The following is a 19,415-nucleotide window of genomic DNA, read 5'->3' on the forward strand; positions in this document are numbered from 1 at the left end:
TTGTTCACAACGTAAGCGAACAACGCGAAACCTGTGGGAGCGTGGCTTGCCCGCGATCCGCGCAGAGCGCGGCCATTCATCGATCAGGCGATCTCACGCAACTCCCGCCGCAGAATCTTGCCCACCGGCGTCATCGGCAACGACTCACGCAATACGATGTGTTTGGGCACTTTGTACGCCGTGAAGTTTTCTTTGCAGTACGCCTTCAGTTCTTCAAGGCTGACTCCGGATTCACGGGCCACCACAAACAACTTCACCGCCTCTCCCGAACGCTCGTCCGGCACGCCGATCACCGCGCAGCTGGCGACTTTCGGGTGGGCCATCACCACGTCTTCGATCTCGTTCGGGTACACGTTGAAGCCCGAGACGATGATCATGTCTTTTTTACGATCGACGATACGCACGAAACCGTCCGGGTCGATCACCGCAATGTCGCCCGACTTGAACCAGCCGTCGGCGTCCAGCACTTCGTCGGTGGCTTCGGGCTTCTGCCAGTAACCCTTCATGATCTGCGGGCCCTTGATGCACAGTTCGCCACGCTCGCCCAGCGGCTGCTCGACGCCTTCATCGTTGATCACTTTCAGGGTAGTGCCCGGCACTGGCAGGCCGACCGTGCCGATGCGCGACTTGTCGCCGTAAGGGTTGGTGCAGGCCACCGGCGAGGTTTCGGTCAGGCCGTAACCTTCGGTGATCCGGCAACCGGTGAGCTGCTCCCAGCGCTCGGCCGTGGCCTTGACCAGCGCGGTACCGCCGGAATTGGTGAGCTTGAGGCTGGAGAAATCCAGGGTCTTGAAGTCGGGATGGTCCATCAGCGCGACGAACAGCGTGTTAAGCCCCAACAGCGCCGAAAACCGCCAGTTCTTCAGTTCCTTGATGAAGTTACCAATGTCCCGTGGATTGGTGATCAACACGTTGTGGTTGCCGGTCACCATCATGCACATGCAGTTCGCCGTGAACGCATAGATATGGTACAGCGGCAGCGGCGCGATCATTACTTCCTGGCCTTCGCGCAGCAGCGGCTGGCCGTCAGCGCCGAATTGCCCCAGACACGCCCGCGCCTGCTGCATGTTCGCCACCAGGTTGCCGTGGGTCAGCATGGCCCCCTTGGCCAGCCCGGTGGTGCCGCCGGTATATTGCAGCACGGCGATGTCGTCGAGGCCGACGCTCAGCGGTTTGATACCCAGACCTCGGCCCAGACGCAACGCGCTCTTGAAGGCAATCGCCTGCGGCAATGAATAGTCCGGGACCATTTTCTTGACTTTGCTCACCAGGGTATTGACCAGCCAGCCCTTGGCGGTGGGCATCAAGTCGCCCATCTTCGCTTCGATCAGGTACTGAATGTCGGTGTCGGGCAGCACTTCCTGGACCTTCTGTCCGAACACGTTCAGGTAAACCAGCGCCCGGGCACCGGAGTCCTTGAACTGATGACGCATCTCCCGGGCGGTGTATAGCGGGTTGGTGTTGACCACGATTAGCCCGGCGCGCAAGGCACCGAACACGGCAATCGGATAATGCAGGATGTTGGGCATCTGCACCGCGATGCGATCCCCCGGCACCAGGTCGGTGTGGGCTTGCAGGTAACCGGCGAACGCGGCGCTGTAGCGTTCCAGTTCGGCGTAGGTCAGGGTCACGCCCATGTTGCTGAACGCCGGGCGGTCAGCAAATTTCTTGCAGGAACGCTCGAACACCTCGATCACCGACTTATAGGCCCCAAGGTCAATATCCAGGGGCACGCCGGCCGGGCGTTTGTCATTCCAGAAATCAGGTTGCATTATTTTTGTCCTCTTTACCTGAGCCTATCCGGGGGCCGCTTTCTGTTACTTCTGAAAAAGCGGTGCTTCCCGGACACTAGCAGCTATGGTGAATCAGGCAAATATGCGCACGGGCGTCATAGATCGCGTGAATCTTGCTGCCCCGCCGTGGCCTGATCAGACGGTAGACGACGGATGCGCTATACAATGCAGCGGGGCTGTTTTCCACCCAGCAGTCTCATGCAGTCCAACGCAAAGGAATCGCCATGATCCACGACACTTTCTGGCTGACCGCGAGTGACCGCAGCCGCCTCTTCGCCAACCAGTGGCTGCCGTCCGCGCCGCTCAAGGCGGTGATCTTGCTGGCCCACGGCATGGCAGAACACAGCGGTCGCTACGCTCGTCTGGCGCAAGCATGCTGTGATCAGGATTATGGTGTGTACGCTCCGGACCTGCGTGGACATGGCAAAACTGCCGAAAACGGTACGCAGGGCCATTTCGCCGACGATGATGGCTGGTGCAAAGTGGTCGGCGACCTGGCCAGCCTTAACCAACACATCGGCCAACAGCATCCCGGCGTACCGATCGTGTTGCTGGGCCACAGCATGGGCAGCTACATCGCCCAGGCTTATTTGCTGCACCACAGCGCCAGCTTGCACGGGGCGATTCTCAGCGGCTCGAACTTCCAGCCCGTGGCGCTCTATCGCGCAGCGCGACAGATTGCTCGCCTCGAACGCCTGCGCCAAGGCCCCAAGGGGCGCAGCGCGCTGATCGAGTGGCTGTCGTTTGGCTCATTCAACAAAAAATTCAAACCGGCGCGCACGCCGTTCGACTGGCTGAGCCGCGACCCGGCCGAAGTCGACAAATACGCCAATGACCCGCTCTGCGGCTTTCGCTGCACCAATCAACTGTGGATCGATCTGCTCGGTGGCTTGCAGCAAATCAGCAAAGCGTCCAATCTCGCCCAGATCGATCCGGGCCTGCCGCTGCTGATAATTGGCGGTGAATGTGATCCGGTGAGCGAGGGCAAACGTCTGAAAGATCTGGCCCACGCCCTGCGCGACGCTGGCTGCCAGAGCCTGCAGCTGACTGTTTACCCGCAGGCCCGGCATGAACTGTTTAACGAGAGCAACCGCGACGAAGTGACTGCCGATGTGCTGAACTGGATCGCCCAGGCCTTGAGCAACCGTCGGCCACCCAGGGCCGAATAGTTTTTTGTGGATTTATTTAATTCGTCACAGGAATCGAGACAGATGACCCAGGTTACCAACACCCCTTACGAAGCCCTCGAAATCGGCCAGACCGCCAGCTACAGCAAGACCGTCGAAGAGCGCGACATTCAGTTGTTCGCCGCGATGTCCGGCGACCACAACCCGGTGCACCTGGACGCCGAATTCGCCGCCGCCAGCATGTTCAAGGAGCGTATCGCCCACGGCATGTTCAGCGGCGCGTTGATCAGCGCGGCGGTAGCTTGCGAGTTGCCTGGGCCGGGGACTATTTATATCGGTCAGACGATGAGCTTTCAGAAGCCAGTCAAGATTGGCGACACGCTGACTGTACGCCTGGAAATTCTTGAGAAACTGCCGAAGTTTCGTGTGCGCATCGCCACTCGGGTGTTCAACCAGCGCGATGAGTTGGTGGTGGATGGCGAGGCGGAGATTCTGGCGCCGCGCAAGCAACAGACCGTGACGTTGCCTATCCTGCCGGCGATCAGCATCGGCTGATTCACCGCCCAACTGTGGCTGGGCTTTCTGTGGCGAGGGAGCTTGCTCCCGCTGGGGTGCGCAGCGCCCCCTCAATCGGGCACCTCGATTCACCTGATCAGGCGCGGTGGCAGCTTTTACGACTGCTACGCAGCCGAACGGGAGCAAGCTCCCTCGCCACAGACAAGCCCCCTCCCCACAGTGAATGCAGCGTTATCGTTCTCCTACAATCCCGAACACAAAAAAACGCCAGACTGGCTGGCGTTTTGACAGATAACGAACGCTTATGAACGTGCACGAGCCTGGTTACGCAGGGCTTTCACCTGATCGTGGTTGCGTTGTACGCCGTGATACTGGCGTTCAACGATGTCACGTATGCTCACCAGGTTGTCCTTGTTGATTTTTTCCAGTGCGTCCTTGTAAGTCTTCAACGCATGGTCTTCACCGCGTTCGGCTTCGTTCAGCACTGCCTCTTCATCCTTGCCGGTGAACATCGCCTTCACGTCGACCCAGCGACGGTGCAGATCGCCGCTGACGCTGGTGGAGGTTTCCGGATCACCGCCCAGGGAACGCACAGTAGCCTGCAGTTCGGCAGCGGCAGCAGCGCAGTCGGCGGAGCGCTGAATGAACAGGTTTTTAAGTTCTGGATGTTTGATGTCTTCAGCGCAAGTCTTGAACCCTTCCTGACCGTCTTTGCTGGTTTCAATCAGGTCGTTGAGTACAGAGATCGCGTCTTTATTAATGTCGGTCATTTTTCAATTCCTTGCGGTTGATGAAAGATGCAATTAGTAGTTGCATCCTGCATGCCAGCTTTGAATTGACATCTTTTTACTTATATTTCAATCAGTTGGCTTATAAGGCGAAATCTGTATCCGCTTTTTTTGCATGATCTGTCATTTGGCCTGCATGCAGAATGCCTGTATTTTCCAGACTGTTTTGAATCAAGACGACTGATGATGAATCCCGAAAAGCTCGAACTGCTGATTACCCGTGAAATGCCCTTCGGCAAATACAAGGGCCGCATCATCGCCGACCTGCCCGGCCAGTACCTGAACTGGTTCGCTCGCGAAGGTTTCCCCCACGGTGAACTGGGCGGTTTGCTGGCCTTGATGCAGGAAATCGACCACAACGGCTTGTCGGAGCTGCTTGAACCGCTGCGCGCCAAACATGGCAAACCAGCCCCTCGCCACTGATCCGCCTGATCTCACCGAGTAGCTCATGCCCGATAACACCCGCCGTTCCCGCGATGAAGCCTTTTGGCAGACCTTTGCCGACCGCTATGCTGTCGAACCGGGCCCCCTGAACCTGGAGAACGGCTATTTCGGGCGCATGTCGCGCACCGTGGTCGAGGAGTATCAGCGCAACATCGAACTCATCAACCGTGGCAACTCGGTGCATGTGCGCCAGCGCTTCGAACAAGGCGAAAGCGTCAAGATTCGTGCGCAATTGGCCGAGCTGATCGGTGCTCCCGCCGAAGCCATCGCCCTCACCCGCAACGCCTCGGACGGTCTGCAATCGCTGATCCGCAACTACAACCGCCTGGAGCCGGGCGATCAGGTGCTGATATGCGATCTGGAGTACGACACGGTCAAGGGCGCGATGCGTTGGCTGGAGCGCTATCGAGGCGTGGAAGTGATCGAAATCGAACACCGCCACCCCGCCAGTTTCGACAGTTTACTCACCTCTTACCGCGAAGCTTTCGTGCGTTATCCGCGCTTGAAGCTGATGGCCCTGACCCACGTCACCCATCGCACCGGGTTGGTAATGCCGGTACAGGCAATTGCCGCTGCCGCCAGGGAACACGGCATCGACGTAATTCTCGACGGCGCCCATGCCCTCGGTCAGATCGAGTTCAATCTCGATGAACCAGGCATCGCCTTTGCCGGCTACAACCTGCACAAATGGATCGGTGCGCCGCTGACCCTGGGCTTCATTTACATCGCCCCTCATCGACTGGCTGATATCGACCCGGACATGGGCGAGATGCATTTCCCGGTCACCGACATTCGCGCCCGCACGCCGTACAGCACTCCGAACATCCCGGCCCTGCTGACCCTGCCGCTAGTGTTCGAAGAACATCACGCCATGGGCGGTTCCGTCGCCAAGGGCGCACGACTCAACTACTTGCGCAACCGATGGGTCGATGCCGTTCAGGGGTTACCGGGAATCGAAGTCATGACCCCGGATGACCCGCGCCTGTATTGCGGCATCACCTCGATGCGCTTTACCCGGCATGCCGATCAGCAGGTGATGGTCGAGCGACTGCTCAACGACTACAACCTGTTTACCGTGGCGCGCAGCGGTGCGGCGTGTGGCCCATGCATCCGCATTACGCCGGGGCTCACCACCACCGCAGCCGACATGGATCTGCTGGCCCGAGCCCTGACTGAATTGCGCTGAGGTCACACGGTGTATTTGTCGAAGTCTTCGGGCTTGATTTGCGATGACAGCGCAAACGTGTCGACACCGATGGTCATGTGGCCGAAAAAGCCGTCTTCGTTCGAGTCTCGGCCGAGGGTATGCACATTCAGGGTCGAGGCTTCGCCGCCACGGTGTTTATAGTGAAAATCTTCATCGTTGGTCAGCGGTGATACCGTGCGGCCACTGTATTCTCTGGCATTGAGTACCGATCTCGACGCTACCTCGGGAAAGTAAAGCTGCCCGACCCAGGCGACATGCCGCTCTTCCAGATAGTTGTTACCGGCCGTGATGCGTACCGCGACGTGAATGTGCAGAGCGCGGCCGGCATAGAACCCCGGATAAATCGTGGTAAACCGCACGACACCTTTTTTGTCCGTGAATTGCCCACCGCGCAGGTAAGTGTCGTCATCGGTGCGCGGGATCGAACCGATATCACCGACGTCGACTTTCTTGTCCGGATTGACCTTGCTCCAGCCTGAATACGCCCCGCGTGCGTTGCAATGCCAGATATCGACCACAGCCCCGATAACCGGTTGACCGGTCATCGCATCGACGATCGTCAGCCGCAGCACCAGGGGAATGCCATCCATGCCTTCGCTGATGTTTCGTCTGATCAGTTTCGGGTTTCGAAAATACGGACCGGCGATCTGTTCGGGTGACAGTTGATAAACCGGTGGTTGAGATGCAATTGCAGTGTTGTCGTCCATGATGTTCTCTCTTCCATAAGATGAACGCAGGTTAACGCTGGACGAGCGACGAGATGCGGTAACTATGTATCGTTTTTTCAGGCAAAAAAAACGGCGCACCGACCAAGTGCACCGTAAAGCCGTAGAACACACAACGAAGTGTTTGGTAAAAATCCGGTTAATCAGTCCAGCAGGGCCAATGCCTCGGCGGTGCACTCCTGGATGCGGGCCCAGTCGCCGTTCTTGATCCACTCAGGGTCAAGCATCCAGCTACCGCCCACGCACATCACGTTTTTCAACGCCATGTAGCTCTTGATATTGGCCGGGCTGACGCCGCCAGTCGGGCAGAATTTTACTTCGCCGAACGGGCCGCCCAGGGCCTTGATGGCCGCGACGCCGCCGCTGACTTCCGCCGGGAACAGTTTGAAGCGGCGATAACCCAGGCTATAGCCTTCCATGATGCCAGAGGCATTGCTGATGCCCGGCAACAGCGGGATCGGGCTGTCGACACTGGCTTCAAGCAGATCACGGGTGATGCCCGGCGTGACGATGAATTGCGAACCCGCCGCTTCGGCAGCGGCCAGCATGCTGCGATCAAGCACGGTGCCGGCGCCGGTCACCAGCTCCGGACGCTGCTCGCGCAGGATCTGGATCGCCTTGAGGCCGAACTGCGAACGCAGGGTCACTTCCAGCGCCGTCAGGCCACCGGCCGCCAGGGCGTCGGCCAACGGCAGCACGTCCTGCTCACGAGCGATGGTGATCACCGGCAGGATCCGCGCCTTGGCGCAGAGGCTGTCGATCAGGGCAACTTTGTCCGCCATGGAAACGGTCGGGGATGTGTTTGTCATAGCGGCTGATCCTTGGTTCATGGGCACCAGTAAATCTCTAACGTAGGTTGCAGAAACGCCCGAATCGGCATGGCGGCGACATCATCACCGGCCAGCGCGGCATTCAGGGTGGTCAGCTTGGACTGACCGGAAATCGATAGAACGGTGTGCTTTGCCGAGGCCAGCAGCGCGCGACTCATGGTCAGGCGTTGATGGGGCACGGTCGGCGCCAGCATCGGCCAGCAACGACGGGTGCCGTCAACTTTCAAGGCCTCGGCCAGATTCGGGCTGTTGGGGAACAGCGACGCGGTATGACCGTCGTCACCCATACCCAGTACCAGCACGTCGATCGACGGCAACTCGGCGAGCAAGCGATCAGCCTGCTCGGCGGCCTGTTCCAGGTTGGCGGTGGCACTGTAGAGGCTCAGGAACTGGGCCTTGGCCGCCGGGCCTTGCAACAGGTAACGCTTGAGCAGACCGGCATTGCTGTCGGCATGTTCCACCGGTACCCAGCGCTCGTCAGCCAGGCTGACCACCACTTTCGACCAGTCCAGCGCCTGCTTGGCCAGGTGCTGAAAAAACGCCACCGGGCTGCGCCCGCCAGACACCACCAGCGTCGCGGCGCCTTGTGCGGCAATCGCGTCGCTCAGTTGCTTGGCCACCGTCAATGCCAGGCCTTCGGCCAGCAACACCGGGCTTTTGAACTCATGGGCGCTGACGCCCTGAGGCAGTTTCAATTCAGATATCGCCATACCACGACCTCCCGTCCCGTGTAATCAGTGCAATGGAGCTCATCGGCCCCCACGACCCGGCCGCGTACGGCTTGGGCGCATCACCGGATTTTTTCCACCCGGCGATCAACTGGTCACACCACTTCCACGCGGCTTCGATTTCATCTTTACGGACAAACAGGTTCTGATTGCCGCGCATCACTTCCAGCAACAACCGCTCGTAGGCGTCAGGAATCCGCGCGCTGCGATAAGTGTCGGAAAAATTCAGCTGCAACGGACCGCTGCGCAGCTGCATGCCCTTGTCCAGGCCTTGTTCTTTAGTCATCACGCGCAAGGAAATGCCTTCGTCCGGTTGCAGGCGGATGATCAGTTTGTTGCTGATCTGCAAGCGCTGCTCAGGGGCGAAGATGTAGTGCGACGGTTCCTTGAAGTGGATGACGATCTGCGACAGCTTCTGCGGCATGCGCTTGCCGGTGCGCAGGTAAAACGGCACGCCGGCCCAGCGCCAGTTGCGAATATCGGCACGCAGGGCGACGAAGGTTTCAGTGTCGCTCTGGGTGTTGGAGTTCGGCTCCTCCAGATACCCGGGCACCGATTTGCCTTCGCTGTGGCCGGCAATGTACTGGCCGCGCACCACTTGAGTGGTCAGGCCTTCCGGGCTGATCGGCGCCAGTGCCTTGAGGACTTTGACTTTTTCATCGCGAATGCTGTCGGCGGACAGGTCGGCTGGCGGGTCCATGGCGATCAGGCAGAGCAATTGCAGCAGGTGATTCTGGATCATGTCCCGCAGCTGCCCGGCCTTGTCGAAATAGCCCCAACGGCCTTCGATCCCGACCTGCTCGGCCACGGTGATTTCCACGTGGGAGATGTAATTCTGGTTCCACTGGGTTTCGAACAGGCTGTTGGCGAAACGCAGGGCGATCAGGTTTTGTACGGTCTCTTTGCCCAGGTAGTGGTCGATGCGGTAGGTACGGTTCTCCGGGAAGAACTGCGCCACGGCGTCGTTGACCTTGCGCGAGGATTCCAGGTCCGAGCCGATGGGTTTTTCCAGCACCACGCGAGTGTTTTCGCTCAAGCCCACCTTCGACAGGTTCTCGCAGATAGCGCCATAAACCGCCGCCGGCGTAGCGAAGTAGGCAATCACCCGTTGGGCGCTGCCGGCCTGTTCGGCCAGGGCGACATAGTCGTCCGCCTTGAGGAAGTCGACGTGCAGGTAGCTCAAGCGGGCCAGGAAGCGCTCGAGCACGACCTCATCCAGCTCTTTGGCACCGACATAGCGGCGCAGCTCAGCGGCAATGAACGCCAGATGCTGCTGCTCACTGCCGGGTTCACGGGCCAGCCCGATAATGCGCGTATCCTCATGAAGCAGGCCAGCGCCATCGAGTTGATAAAGGGCAGGAAACAGCTTGCGCAGGGCCAGATCGCCGAGAGCGCCAAACAAGGCAAAGGTGCACGGTTCAACCGTAATCGAAGGCATGATGTTTGTTCTTTTATCAAGTTAAGCTACAAATACCTTTTTTCAAGGCATCACTCAAGGGAAAATGTAGTAATAACCACAACATTTTCGCAAAATATAGATTCCGAGTGGTGGTCGGTCGGAGCCATCAGTAGGATAGGCCACCGTCATGGGCCGTATCAAAGGCCCAATTTGCATTAGCCGAACGCTTATTTGCGCTGCTGACCTAAGGAACATGTAATGGACCGCGTGCGAAATTTACTGGAACAGATCCAGAATCGCCTTGAAGACCTGAACAAGGCAGAACGCAAAGTCGCCGAAGTGATCCTGCTCAACCCAGAGCAGGCCACCCGGTTCAGCATCGCCGCCCTCGCCCAGGCCTCTAAGGTCAGCGAGCCGACGGTCAACCGTTTCTGCCGTTCGTTCGGTGTCAGCGGCTACCCGGAACTAAAACTGCAGCTGGCCCAGAGCCTGGCCAGTGGCGCGGCGTATGTCAGCCGGGCGGTTGAAGCCGATGACAATCCGGAAGCGTATACGAAAAAGATTTTCGGCAGCGCCATCGCCTCTTTGGACAGTGCGTTGCAGGCTCTTGACCCGAGCCTGATCAGCCGCGCCGTCGACCTGTTGATCCAGGCCCGGCAGATCCACTTCTTCGGCCTCGGCGCTTCGGCCCCGGTGGCGCTCGATGCGCAGCACAAGTTCTTCCGCTTCAATCTGGCGGTGACCGCCCATGCCGACGTGCTGATGCAGCGCATGATTGCCTCGGTGGCTCATACCGGTGAGTTGTTCGTGATCATTTCCTACACCGGCCGCACCCGCGAACTGGTGGAAGTGGCGCGCATTGCCCGGGAAAACGGCGCCTCGGTGCTGGGCCTGACGGCCGAGGGTTCGCCGTTGGCCAAGGCCAGCACCTTGAGCCTGAACATCCCGTTGCCGGAAGACACTGACATCTATATGCCGATGACGTCGCGGATCATTCAGCTGACCGTGCTCGATGTGCTCGCCACCGGCATGACCCTGCGCCGGGGCGTGGATTTCCAGCCGCATTTGCGCAAGATCAAGGAAAGCCTGAATGCCAGTCGGTATCCAATTGGGGATGAATTCAACTGATCTGGCATCTGCGCTGACTGGCCCGGCCCCTTCGCGGGCAAGCCCGCTCCCACAGTGTCCGTGTCGAGCACAAAACCTGCGAACGTCATTGAACCTGTGGGAGCGGGCTTGCCCGCGATGAGGCACGGCGCAACACCGCAGATTTTGAGCTAAGCCCCAACCCGCGCCTGCAAACTCAAATGCGCCCGCTCCCCGGGCGGCAGGCACAGGCTGTCGGTCCCGCCGCTGGCCGCTTCCACGCAGACAAACTCTAAAACCTCGTTCCAGCTCACGCCCAGCAACGGCCGCGAGCCGGGATGCCAGACCACCGTGTCTGCATGGTCACCGGTGTCGATGCACAACTCGCGCTGCCAGGCGTGGTCCTTGAGCTGCAATTCGCCGTCATGCTGGAACACGCGCTGACAACCGCCGTCGACCCGCAACTCGCCTTCCTGCTGGCAAACCTGGCGGCTCAACTGGTCGTAACCGTGCGCACCGTCGAGCCCAGACAGCGCTACCTCGCCCACATCACCAATACGCCAATAGGCGTGCAACGCCTGGCTCAACTGGCATGGCATGTCGTCCTGATGCTCGGTGCTCAGGTGCAAATCCATGCGTTCACCCAGGTGCGCGTGCAAGTCCACTTGCCAGTCGCACAGCTGTAACTGCCAGTGCAGGTGCACGCCATCGTCGTCACTGCTGCTGTCGAGCAGTTTCCAGTCGAGCAAACGCGCCCAGCCATGGGACGGCCAGGCGTTTTCGCTCGGATGACGGCCATACCACGGCCAACACACCGGCACACCGCCGCGAATCGCACCGACATGCGGCCACTTCGCCGCGCACCACAGCCAGGGTTTCTGACCCTTTGGCTGGAAGTGCAGCAACTGTGCTCCCTGCCGACTGAACACCGCCTGACACAGCGGATGGTCGATCACCAGCACATCGCGCATCTGATAGCGCTCCCACGCAAACACCGGACGTTCGCGCAAGGATTTGAAGAAGCGTTGTAGCGGATGCTCAAGCATGTGCCACGGTCCTGAAAATCATTGGTGTACTCACCATCTCTGAAAACAACAGCGCTTTTGTAGCCAGTGAATTCTCTGTGGCGAGGGAGCTTGCTCCCGCTGGGCTGCGAAGCTGCCCTAAAACCATTCACTGCGGTGCTTCAGCCAAACCGCATTCGCCGCGTTTACGACTGCTTCGCAGCCGAGCGGGAGCAAGCTCCCTCGCCACAATGCATTGGCCAGCAACTTGGCTGATCAGCCCAAAAAAAAGCGGACAGCCTTGGCCGTCCGCAAATATGCGCACATAGAGAGGAGCTTATCGCAACAGCGTTAGAACACCGACTGAATTTTCAGGCCGGCGACCAGCGCGTTATCAACTTCATCCACACCCCCTGGGTGAGTGATGTATTGCAGGTTAGGACGCACGGTCAGCCAGTTGGTAACGTGGAAGCCGTAGTTGATCTCGTAGTTGTACTCGGTGGTACGCAACGGCGAGAACAGCGGATCTTCGTAGTCGGTGACACCATTGGCGGCGTTGACCAACTCGGCGTTTTTCTTCACGTCATCGTTGACATGGATACGGGAGAAACCGATTCCGACGTCGTCTTTTGGACGAGCATCAAACGGGCCTTTGTACACAAACATCAGCGACTGGTAGTTGTCGACGAAGTTGGTGTCCTTGTCGTGGAAGGTGGCGTTGGCCGCGATGTTCAGACCGCGAGACGCGTCGCCATTATGGGTGGTGAGTTGCTGCTGCGCGACGAACCAGTAGCCGTGCTTGCTGTTGTGGCTGCGATAGGCGTTGCCGGTGGTCGCTGCATCATTGCCGTTGTCATCTTTACGGACGTCATCGGCATCGGCCGTGCTCTTGTAGTAACCAACACGGTATTCGCCCGGCAGGTTGTTGACCTTCGGCGACCAGACCAATTCGACCGGCAAGACGGTGCCCTTGGTACCACTGCCGCTGAGCTTGAAGCCGTTACCGTGCTCCAGTTGCGACGGGTTCTGGTTGTACGCGCCGATCTGCGCATAGAACTCAGGCGTGATGTTGTACTTCACGCGAACTGCCGCCTGCATGACCGGCCAGTTGTACCAGATACCGGTCGCCCAGTTACCCGCTTGTGAACCGCAGAACGCCAGGTTCTGGAACTCGCAAGGGAAGGTGTTGAAGTCTTCGCCTTCGCCGAAGTAACCAGCCTTGACGTCCAGTTTACCGTCGAGGAACTGGTGCTTGATCCACAATTGGGTCAAACGGACCATATGGCCACGGCCGTAGACTTCCTGGGAGGAACTCAAGGTGCCGGCACGCGGGTCGCCAACACGGTCATTGGAGATGTTCTGACCGTTACGGTTGGTAAGCTGGATCTTGGCCTGGGTGTTATCCCAGCCCCACAGTTTTTCCAGGTCCAGCGCCACGCCCAAGCCAAACTGGTCGGCGTAACGCGCCGTCTTGTCGTCGTTGTAGCCGCCATGCAGGTTGGCGCCCACTTCACCGACGTAGTCGGCCTTGATGTCGATACCCTGCTCGATCAGCTTGGTCCGCTCGCCGCCCCAATCACCGGTCATCCACTGCGAGTCGGCACTGAACGCGTCAGCCGCGTGTACGCTACCGGCCATAGTCATCACCGCAAGAGCCGACAACTGGCAGATAAGCTGAGCGTTGTTCTTCTTCTTCATCCCTACATCCTCGTCTTTATTGTTATTAACTGTTTTTATCTAACGCGGTTTACATCGATTGCGGCAGATGTCCCCATCTGCCGCGAATCCCCCCTGTGGGAGCGGGCTTGTGTGGGAGCTGGCTTGCCTGCGATGCAGGCGACTCGGTTTAACGTCGAACCGAGTTGATGCCATCGCAGGCAAGCCAGCTCCCACATAGTCCTGCTCCCACATTTGATCTTTATCTGCCTTTGAATTGGGCTACGTTGGCGCTGTGAGCTTCGGTTTTTGGCAGGCCGGCCACCCCCAGGCGCTCACCGGTCTTGGCATCGAACAACAGCACTTTCGATGGATCGAATTGCAGGGTCAGGGTCTCGCCCACGGCCGGCGCGACGTCCGGTGCCAGGCGGCAGCAGACTTTGGTGTCGTTGAGATTGACGAACACCAGGGTGTCGGGACCGGTCGGTTCGGTGACTTGCACTTCGGCACGGATGGTCGGCAATCCGTTCGGCTCGCCGTTCGCCAGCACGATCTGCTCCGGGCGCATGCCGAGGATCACTTCGCGGTCTTCGAGCCCGGCGTCCTGCATGCCCAGCGGCAATTCGCAGCGCGCCTGACCACTGTCGAGCAGCGCTACCAACCGACCTTCCTTACGCTGCAAACGCAAAGGGATGAAGTTCATCGGCGGCGAACCGATGAAGCTCGCCACGAACAGGTTGGCCGGGTTGTTGTAGATGTCTTTCGGCGTGCCGAACTGCTGAATGATCCCGTCCTTCATCACCGCCACTTTGTCGCCCAGAGTCATGGCTTCGATCTGGTCGTGAGTCACGTAGACCGTGGTGGTTTTCAGGCGCTGGTGCATCAGTTTCATTTCGGTGCGCATCTCGACCCGCAGCTTGGCGTCGAGGTTGGATAGCGGTTCGTCGAACAGGTAAATCTTCGGCCGCCGCGCCAGCGCCCGGCCCATGGCCACGCGCTGTTGCTGACCACCGGAGAGCTGACCCGGTTTGCGACTCAGCAGGTGTTCGATTTGCAGCAGCTTGGCCACGCGAGCGACTTCTTCGTCGATTTCAGCGGTGGGCATTTTGCGAATCTTCAGGCCGAACGCGATGTTATCGCGCACGCTCATGGTCGGGTACAGCGCGTAGGACTGGAACACCATGGCGATGTCGCGATCTTTCGGGCTCATGCCGCTGATGTCGGCGTCGTCCACCAGGATCGCCCCGCCGCTGATGTTTTCAAGTCCGGCGATGCAGTTCATCAAGGTGGATTTACCACAGCCCGATGGACCGACCAGGATCAGGAACTCACCGTCATTGATCTTCAGTTCGATGTTTTTCAGGGTGTCCGGCAAACCGGCACCGTAGGTCTTGTTGACGTTGCGTAATTCGAGAGTTGCCATGTTCTACCCCTTGACCGCGCCGGACGTCAGCCCACGCAGGAAATACTTGCCAGCGAATATGTAGACCAGCAGTGTCGGCAGCCCGGCGATCATCGCGGCGGCCATATCAACGTTGTATTCCTTGGCCCCGGTGCTGGTGTTGACCAGGTTGTTCAGGGCCACGGTAATCGGCTGGGCATCGCCACTGGCGAAGACCACGCCGAACAGGAAGTCATTCCAGATTTGCGTGAACTGCCAGATCAGGCAGACCATCACAATCGGGATCGACATCGGCAGCAGGATCTTCCAGAAAATCGTGAAGAAGCCCGCGCCATCCAGCCGCGCCGCCTTGACCAGCGCATCCGGAATGCTCACGTAGTAGTTACGGAAGAACAGCGTGGTGAACGCCAGGCCGTAGACCACGTGCACCAGCACCAGGCCCGTGGTGGTGTTGGCCAAACCGATCTTGCCGAGGGTGAACGAGGCTGGCAGCAGCACGGTCTGGAACGGCAGGAAGCAGCCGAACAACAACAGGCCGAAGAACAGTTGCGAACCACGGAAGCGCCACATCGACAGCACGTAGCCGTTCATGGCACCGATGAACGTAGAGATCAGTACCGCCGGCACGGTAATTTTCACCGAGTTCCAGAAGTAGCTGCCGACACTGTCCCAGGCCTTGATCCAGCCGATGCCATCAATCACTTGCGGCCAGCTCAACAGGTTGCCGGTGCGGATGTCTTCCGGCGATTTGAAACTGGTCAGCAGCATCACCACCAGCGGGACCAAATAGATCGCCGCGGCCAGCAACAAGGTTGCGTAGATCGCGATGCGGCTGAAGCTGATCGCCGGTTTTCCGAGTTGATTACTCATGGCGTTTGCCTCGCAATTCGGAGTACAGGTACGGCACCAGAATCGCCAGGATCGCGCCGAGCATCATCATCGCGCTCGCCGAACCAATGCCCATCTGGCCACGGCTGAAAGTGAAGGAATACATGAACATCGCCGGCAGGTCGGACGAATAGCCCGGGCCACCCGCAGTCATCGCCGCCACCAGGTCGAAGCTCTTGATCGCGATGTGCGCGAGGATCATGAAGGCGCTGAAGAACACCGGGCGCAGGCTCGGCAATACGATCTTCAAGTAGATGGTCGGCAGGCTCGCACCGTCGACTTGCGCCGCGCGGATGATCGATTGATCGACGCCACGCAGGCCGGCCAGGAACATCGCCATCACAAACCCGGAGGCTTGCCATACGGCGGCGATCACCAGGCAATACACCACGCGGTCCTGATCCACCAGCCAGTCGAGACGAAAGCCTTCCCAGCCCCAATCGCGCAGCATCTTGTCCAGACCAAGACCTGGGTTGAGCAGCCATTTCCATGCGGTACCGGTAACGATCATCGAGAGCGCCATCGGGTACAGGTAAACGGTGCGGATGAAGCCTTCCTTGCGAATGCGCTGATCCAGCAGCACGGCGAGGAACACACCCAGCACCAGGCTGATGCCGATGAACATGCCGCCGAACACCGCAAGGTTTTTGCTCGCGACCCACCAGCGATCGTTGTCCATCAAGCGGATGTATTGCTGCAGGCCGACCCACTTGTAGCTCGGCATGAAGCTGGAATTGGTGAAGGACAGAACAAATGTCCAGATGATGTAACCGTAAAAACCAACCAGGACGATCAGCATGCTAGGCGCCAAAACCAGTTTGGGGAGCCAGCGCTGCAATGCGTCGAACGGTGAGGCTTTGCTGAAAACCGCCACAGAGCTCATCGGGATAATCCAGGTGAAGAGGAAAGAAATCGGCACGGCGATCCCTTGTGGAAGCGGGCTTCTGTGGGAGCTGGCTTGCCTGCGATGACATCAACTCGGTTTGAAGTTAAACCGAGTCGCCTGCATCGCGGGCAAGCCCGACTCCCACATAAACCCATTCCCACAGGGGTTACGCGGTGTCAGGAGTTACTGGGCAGCTTTGACGGCCGACGCCAGTTGCTTGCTGGCCGTCGCCGGATCAGCGTTCTTATCGTTCATGAAGTTGGTCACTACATCAAAGATCGCGCCCTGCACGGCCAGGGACGTGGCCATGTTGTGCGCCATGCTCGGTTGCAGGCCGCCAGTCTTCTCGTCAGCCAGGAAGTCCTTTGCGGACGCTTGAGCGCAAGAATCGAAGCCCAGCGCGCTCATGTCGTTAAGCATGTCGGTACGCACCGGGATCGAGCCTTTGTTGATGCTGAAGACTTTCTGGAAGTCTTTGCCCAGAGCAACCTTGGCCAGGTCTTGCTGGGCGGCGATGTCGCCTTTGCGATCGGCCTTGAGCTTGAACACGGCCATCGAGTCGATGTTGTAGGTGAAGGCTTTTTCAGTGCCCGGGAACGGCACGCACTGGTAATCCTTGCCCGCGACTTTCTTCGCGGCGGTCCATTCACTCTTGGCCCAGTCGCCCATCATCTGCATGCCGGCCTTGCCGTTGATGACGTCGGCGGCCGCGATGTTCCAGTCACGACCGGCGCGGTTCGGGTCCATGTAGCCGGTGATTTTTTTCAGCTCGGCGAAGGCCTTGGCCATCTCCGGCCCGGAGAGGGTTTTCTGATCCAGATCGACCAGCGCTTTCTTGTAACCGTCTGCGCCCATGACCGAGAGCACCACGTCTTCAAACACGGTGCTGTCCTGCCAAGGCTGGCCACCGTGAGCGAGCGCGATGAAGCCGGCGGCTTTCAGTTTGTCGCCAGCGGCATAGAATTCTTCGAGGGTGGTTGGCGCTTTTTCGATCCCGGCTTTCTTGAAGACTTCCGGGTTGATCCACAGCCAGTTGACGCGGTGAATGTTCACCGGCACGGCGACGTAATCGCCTTCGTATTTCACAGTGTCGGAGACTTTCTTGATCAGCAGGTTATCCCAGCCTTCGGACTTGGAAACCTCTTTGAGGGTGTCGGTGCTGAGCAGGCCTGTGCTGCCCCACTCCTGGATGTCCGGCCCCTTGATCTGGGCAACGCCCGGCGGGTTACCGGCCACGGCGCGGCTTTTGAGTACGGTCATGGCTGTGGAGCCGCCACCGCCGGCGACTGCGCCATCTTTCCAGGTGAAGCCGTCTTTTTCGACTTGGGCCTTGAGCACATCGACGGCCGCTTTTTCACCACCAGACGTCCACCAGTGAACGACTTCCACCGAACCTTTGGCATCGGCGGCAAGGGCACTGACGGGGAATGCAGCAACGGGAAGCAGTGAAGCGAGAGAAATGACAGTAGCGAGGCGAGAAATCGCATTCATCTAGTAGTACCTTTCTTGTTGTTATGCATGCAAGTCTGGTGCTTGCGCTGCATAGGATTCTAAACAGGGGATGCCCCTTCGCAGGTAACGAAGGGACGCGCGAATGTCACCACATGGTTACACAGGAATGCTCTGGGACAATTGCGCGAGCGCAGTGGCCATGCTCGGCGCCAGCGGCAGGCGCGGGATCAAAACGGCTTGCCAGGCGTGATACAGATCGGGTTTGCCAGCCCAGATATCGGCGCTCGGACGGTTCAGCGGATCGAGTTCGTGATGCCAGCTGCCATCGCAGCGATCAATGAAGTGACTGTCACAAAATTCCCAGAACAGTCGGTACCAGTGCTCGTATTGCTCGTCACCGGTGCGTTTGAGCAGTGCACTGGCGGCGGCGCTGGCTTCGCAATGAGTCCAGTGCAAACGATGGCGAACCACTGCGCGATTATCCCAGTCGAGGGTGTAGACAATGCCCGGCGCACCGTCGACGTCCCAGCCGTGACGGCAATTGTGGTCGAACAGTTTTTGCGCATCGGTGGCGAGCCATCCCGGAGTGAGTATCCCGGCCTGCACCCGCGCCGCTTCAAGATGCAGCAACAGCCGCGCCCATTCGAAACCATGGCCCGGCGTAGTGCCGTAAGGGCGGAATCCGTCAGCCGGGTTGTCGTGGTTGTAGTCGCGCAGCGGCTGCCAGTCGCGGTCGAAATGCTCGACCACCAGATAATCGTTGGCCGCGGCGTGATCATGAATGACGCGCTCGACGATGCGCTGGGCGCGAATCAGCCAGCGGTTGTCCTCGGTGACATCGGCCAGGGCGAGAAAGGCTTCGGTGGCGTGCATGTTGCTGTTCGCGCCGCGATAGGCTTCTTCGCAACTGAAGTCGCGGTTGAAGGATTCGCGCATGGCGCCCTCCTCCTCGCACCAGAAATGCGTGTCGATGATATGGATCGCATCGTCGAGCAAGGCTTGTGCACCGGGGCGTTGAGCGACCACCGCAGAACTCGCGGCCAACGCCACGAACGCATGCAGGTAAGCGGCTTTGGCGGTATTGCCGTCGCGGTGTTCGGGCGTGGCGAACCAGCCGCCGTGTTTGGCATCACGTAGCGGCCCGCTTAGGGCCTGGATGCCGTGATCCACCAGCTCGGCAAAACCCGGCAGACCCTGGATGTGGGCCATGGCGAAGCTGTGGGTCATGCGCGCGGTGTTCATGGTTTCAGCTTGCGCGTTGGCCGGCAGGCGACCCTTCTCATCGAGATTGCCGAAGCCTTCGGCAAGCTTTGAAGCCTTGGCGAATCCCAGCAGGCGCAGGCCTTCAGCGGCGAGCCATTGCTGGTGGGCAGGCGCGTTCAGCCAACTGCTGAAGGCGGGTTGGAAGGTGTCCATGGGAGTACCTTTTTTGTTGTTATGACTGGAGGCAGTCTAAACAACGGGCGGTGGCAGGCAGGTAACGA

18 protein-coding genes are annotated in these 19,415 nt (G+C 59.2%); 5 read left to right on the plus strand and 13 right to left on the minus strand.

Annotation, left to right across the window (positions count from 1 at the left end):
* Positions 1–83: 83 nt before the first annotated feature.
* Complete coding sequence (gene fadD2 / locus ACZ3HH_RS07495; protein ID WP_465803761.1) at positions 84–1,772, minus strand: long-chain-fatty-acid--CoA ligase FadD2; 1,689 nt, start codon at positions 1,770–1,772, stop codon at positions 84–86.
* A 245-nt stretch (positions 1,773–2,017) separates the two neighbouring features.
* Here fadD2 and ACZ3HH_RS07500 point away from each other — a divergent pair, with 245 nt between their 5' ends.
* Together ACZ3HH_RS07500 and ACZ3HH_RS07505 are read left to right on the plus strand one after the other, a co-directional pair.
* Positions 2,018–2,962: an alpha/beta hydrolase gene (locus tag ACZ3HH_RS07500; RefSeq protein ID WP_465803763.1), complete on the plus strand. Its 945-nt coding sequence runs from the start codon at positions 2,018–2,020 to the stop codon at positions 2,960–2,962.
* A 42-nt stretch (positions 2,963–3,004) separates the two neighbouring features.
* Positions 3,005–3,475, plus strand: a complete 471-nt coding sequence (locus ACZ3HH_RS07505) for a MaoC family dehydratase (protein WP_465803764.1) — start codon at positions 3,005–3,007, stop codon at positions 3,473–3,475.
* Between the two features lie 263 nt (positions 3,476–3,738).
* Here ACZ3HH_RS07505 and ACZ3HH_RS07510 read toward each other — a convergent pair whose 3' ends face one another.
* Positions 3,739–4,206 (minus strand): ferritin-like domain-containing protein, encoded by a 468-nt coding sequence (locus ACZ3HH_RS07510; protein ID WP_465803765.1) that lies wholly within the window; start codon positions 4,204–4,206, stop codon positions 3,739–3,741.
* Between the two features lie 204 nt (positions 4,207–4,410).
* On the opposite strand from ACZ3HH_RS07510, the gene ACZ3HH_RS07515 reads away from it, so the two are divergent.
* Positions 4,411–4,647, plus strand: a complete 237-nt coding sequence (locus ACZ3HH_RS07515; protein ID WP_007949456.1) for a DUF3820 family protein — start codon at positions 4,411–4,413, stop codon at positions 4,645–4,647.
* Between the two features lie 25 nt (positions 4,648–4,672).
* Positions 4,673–5,854, plus strand: a complete 1,182-nt coding sequence (locus ACZ3HH_RS07520) for an aminotransferase class V-fold PLP-dependent enzyme (RefSeq protein ID WP_465803767.1) — start codon at positions 4,673–4,675, stop codon at positions 5,852–5,854.
* Positions 5,855–5,856: 2 nt separating this feature from the next.
* Here the strand turns inward: ACZ3HH_RS07520 and ACZ3HH_RS07525 are convergent, their stop codons facing one another.
* The 4 genes from ACZ3HH_RS07525 to zwf form a co-directional block, all read right to left on the minus strand.
* The gene (locus tag ACZ3HH_RS07525) at positions 5,857–6,582 is read right to left on the minus strand and encodes an intradiol ring-cleavage dioxygenase (protein WP_465803769.1); all 726 of its coding nucleotides are present in this window, start codon (positions 6,580–6,582) and stop codon (positions 5,857–5,859) included.
* A gap of 161 nt (positions 6,583–6,743) precedes the next feature.
* On the minus strand, positions 6,744–7,409 hold the full coding sequence (locus ACZ3HH_RS07530) for a bifunctional 4-hydroxy-2-oxoglutarate aldolase/2-dehydro-3-deoxy-phosphogluconate aldolase (protein WP_123719260.1): 666 nt from the start codon (positions 7,407–7,409) through the stop codon (positions 6,744–6,746).
* A gap of 17 nt (positions 7,410–7,426) precedes the next feature.
* Positions 7,427–8,140 (minus strand): 6-phosphogluconolactonase, encoded by a 714-nt coding sequence (gene pgl / locus ACZ3HH_RS07535; RefSeq protein ID WP_367372651.1) that lies wholly within the window; start codon positions 8,138–8,140, stop codon positions 7,427–7,429.
* Positions 8,127–9,596 carry a glucose-6-phosphate dehydrogenase gene (gene zwf / locus ACZ3HH_RS07540; protein WP_465803771.1) on the minus strand — a complete coding sequence of 490 codons (1,470 nt, stop codon included), beginning with the start codon at positions 9,594–9,596 and terminating at the stop codon, positions 8,127–8,129. Before zwf ends, pgl begins: the two co-directional genes overlap by 14 nt.
* 228 nt (positions 9,597–9,824) lie before the next feature.
* Here zwf and ACZ3HH_RS07545 point away from each other — a divergent pair, with 228 nt between their 5' ends.
* Positions 9,825–10,685 carry a MurR/RpiR family transcriptional regulator gene (locus tag ACZ3HH_RS07545; RefSeq protein ID WP_177319492.1) on the plus strand — a complete coding sequence of 287 codons (861 nt, stop codon included), beginning with the start codon at positions 9,825–9,827 and terminating at the stop codon, positions 10,683–10,685.
* 149 nt (positions 10,686–10,834) lie between these two features.
* Here the strand turns inward: ACZ3HH_RS07545 and ACZ3HH_RS07550 are convergent, their stop codons facing one another.
* From ACZ3HH_RS07550 to ACZ3HH_RS07580, 7 genes are all read right to left on the minus strand, one after another.
* Complete coding sequence (locus ACZ3HH_RS07550) at positions 10,835–11,689, minus strand: D-hexose-6-phosphate mutarotase (RefSeq protein WP_460144918.1); 855 nt, start codon at positions 11,687–11,689, stop codon at positions 10,835–10,837.
* Positions 11,690–11,998: 309 nt separating this feature from the next.
* On the minus strand, positions 11,999–13,345 hold the full coding sequence (locus tag ACZ3HH_RS07555) for a carbohydrate porin (protein WP_465803773.1): 1,347 nt from the start codon (positions 13,343–13,345) through the stop codon (positions 11,999–12,001).
* Between the two features lie 220 nt (positions 13,346–13,565).
* Complete coding sequence (locus tag ACZ3HH_RS07560; protein WP_192343888.1) at positions 13,566–14,726, minus strand: ABC transporter ATP-binding protein; 1,161 nt, start codon at positions 14,724–14,726, stop codon at positions 13,566–13,568.
* Positions 14,727–14,729: 3 nt separating this feature from the next.
* A complete protein-coding gene (locus ACZ3HH_RS07565) occupies positions 14,730–15,575 on the minus strand; it encodes a carbohydrate ABC transporter permease (RefSeq protein WP_030131859.1) in 846 nt (281 codons plus the stop codon).
* Positions 15,568–16,476 (minus strand): carbohydrate ABC transporter permease, encoded by a 909-nt coding sequence (locus ACZ3HH_RS07570; RefSeq protein ID WP_007902369.1) that lies wholly within the window; start codon positions 16,474–16,476, stop codon positions 15,568–15,570. The genes ACZ3HH_RS07565 and ACZ3HH_RS07570 overlap by 8 nt, the downstream gene beginning before the upstream one ends.
* Before the next feature lie 186 nt (positions 16,477–16,662).
* Positions 16,663–17,970: an ABC transporter substrate-binding protein gene (locus ACZ3HH_RS07575; protein WP_465803776.1), complete on the minus strand. Its 1,308-nt coding sequence runs from the start codon at positions 17,968–17,970 to the stop codon at positions 16,663–16,665.
* Positions 17,971–18,087: 117 nt separating this feature from the next.
* Positions 18,088–19,347 (minus strand): D-mannose isomerase, encoded by a 1,260-nt coding sequence (locus ACZ3HH_RS07580; RefSeq protein ID WP_465803778.1) that lies wholly within the window; start codon positions 19,345–19,347, stop codon positions 18,088–18,090.
* Between the last annotated feature and the right edge of the window lie 68 nt (positions 19,348–19,415).

It is taken from the genome of Pseudomonas sp. PME37.24/025, assembly GCF_055556615.1.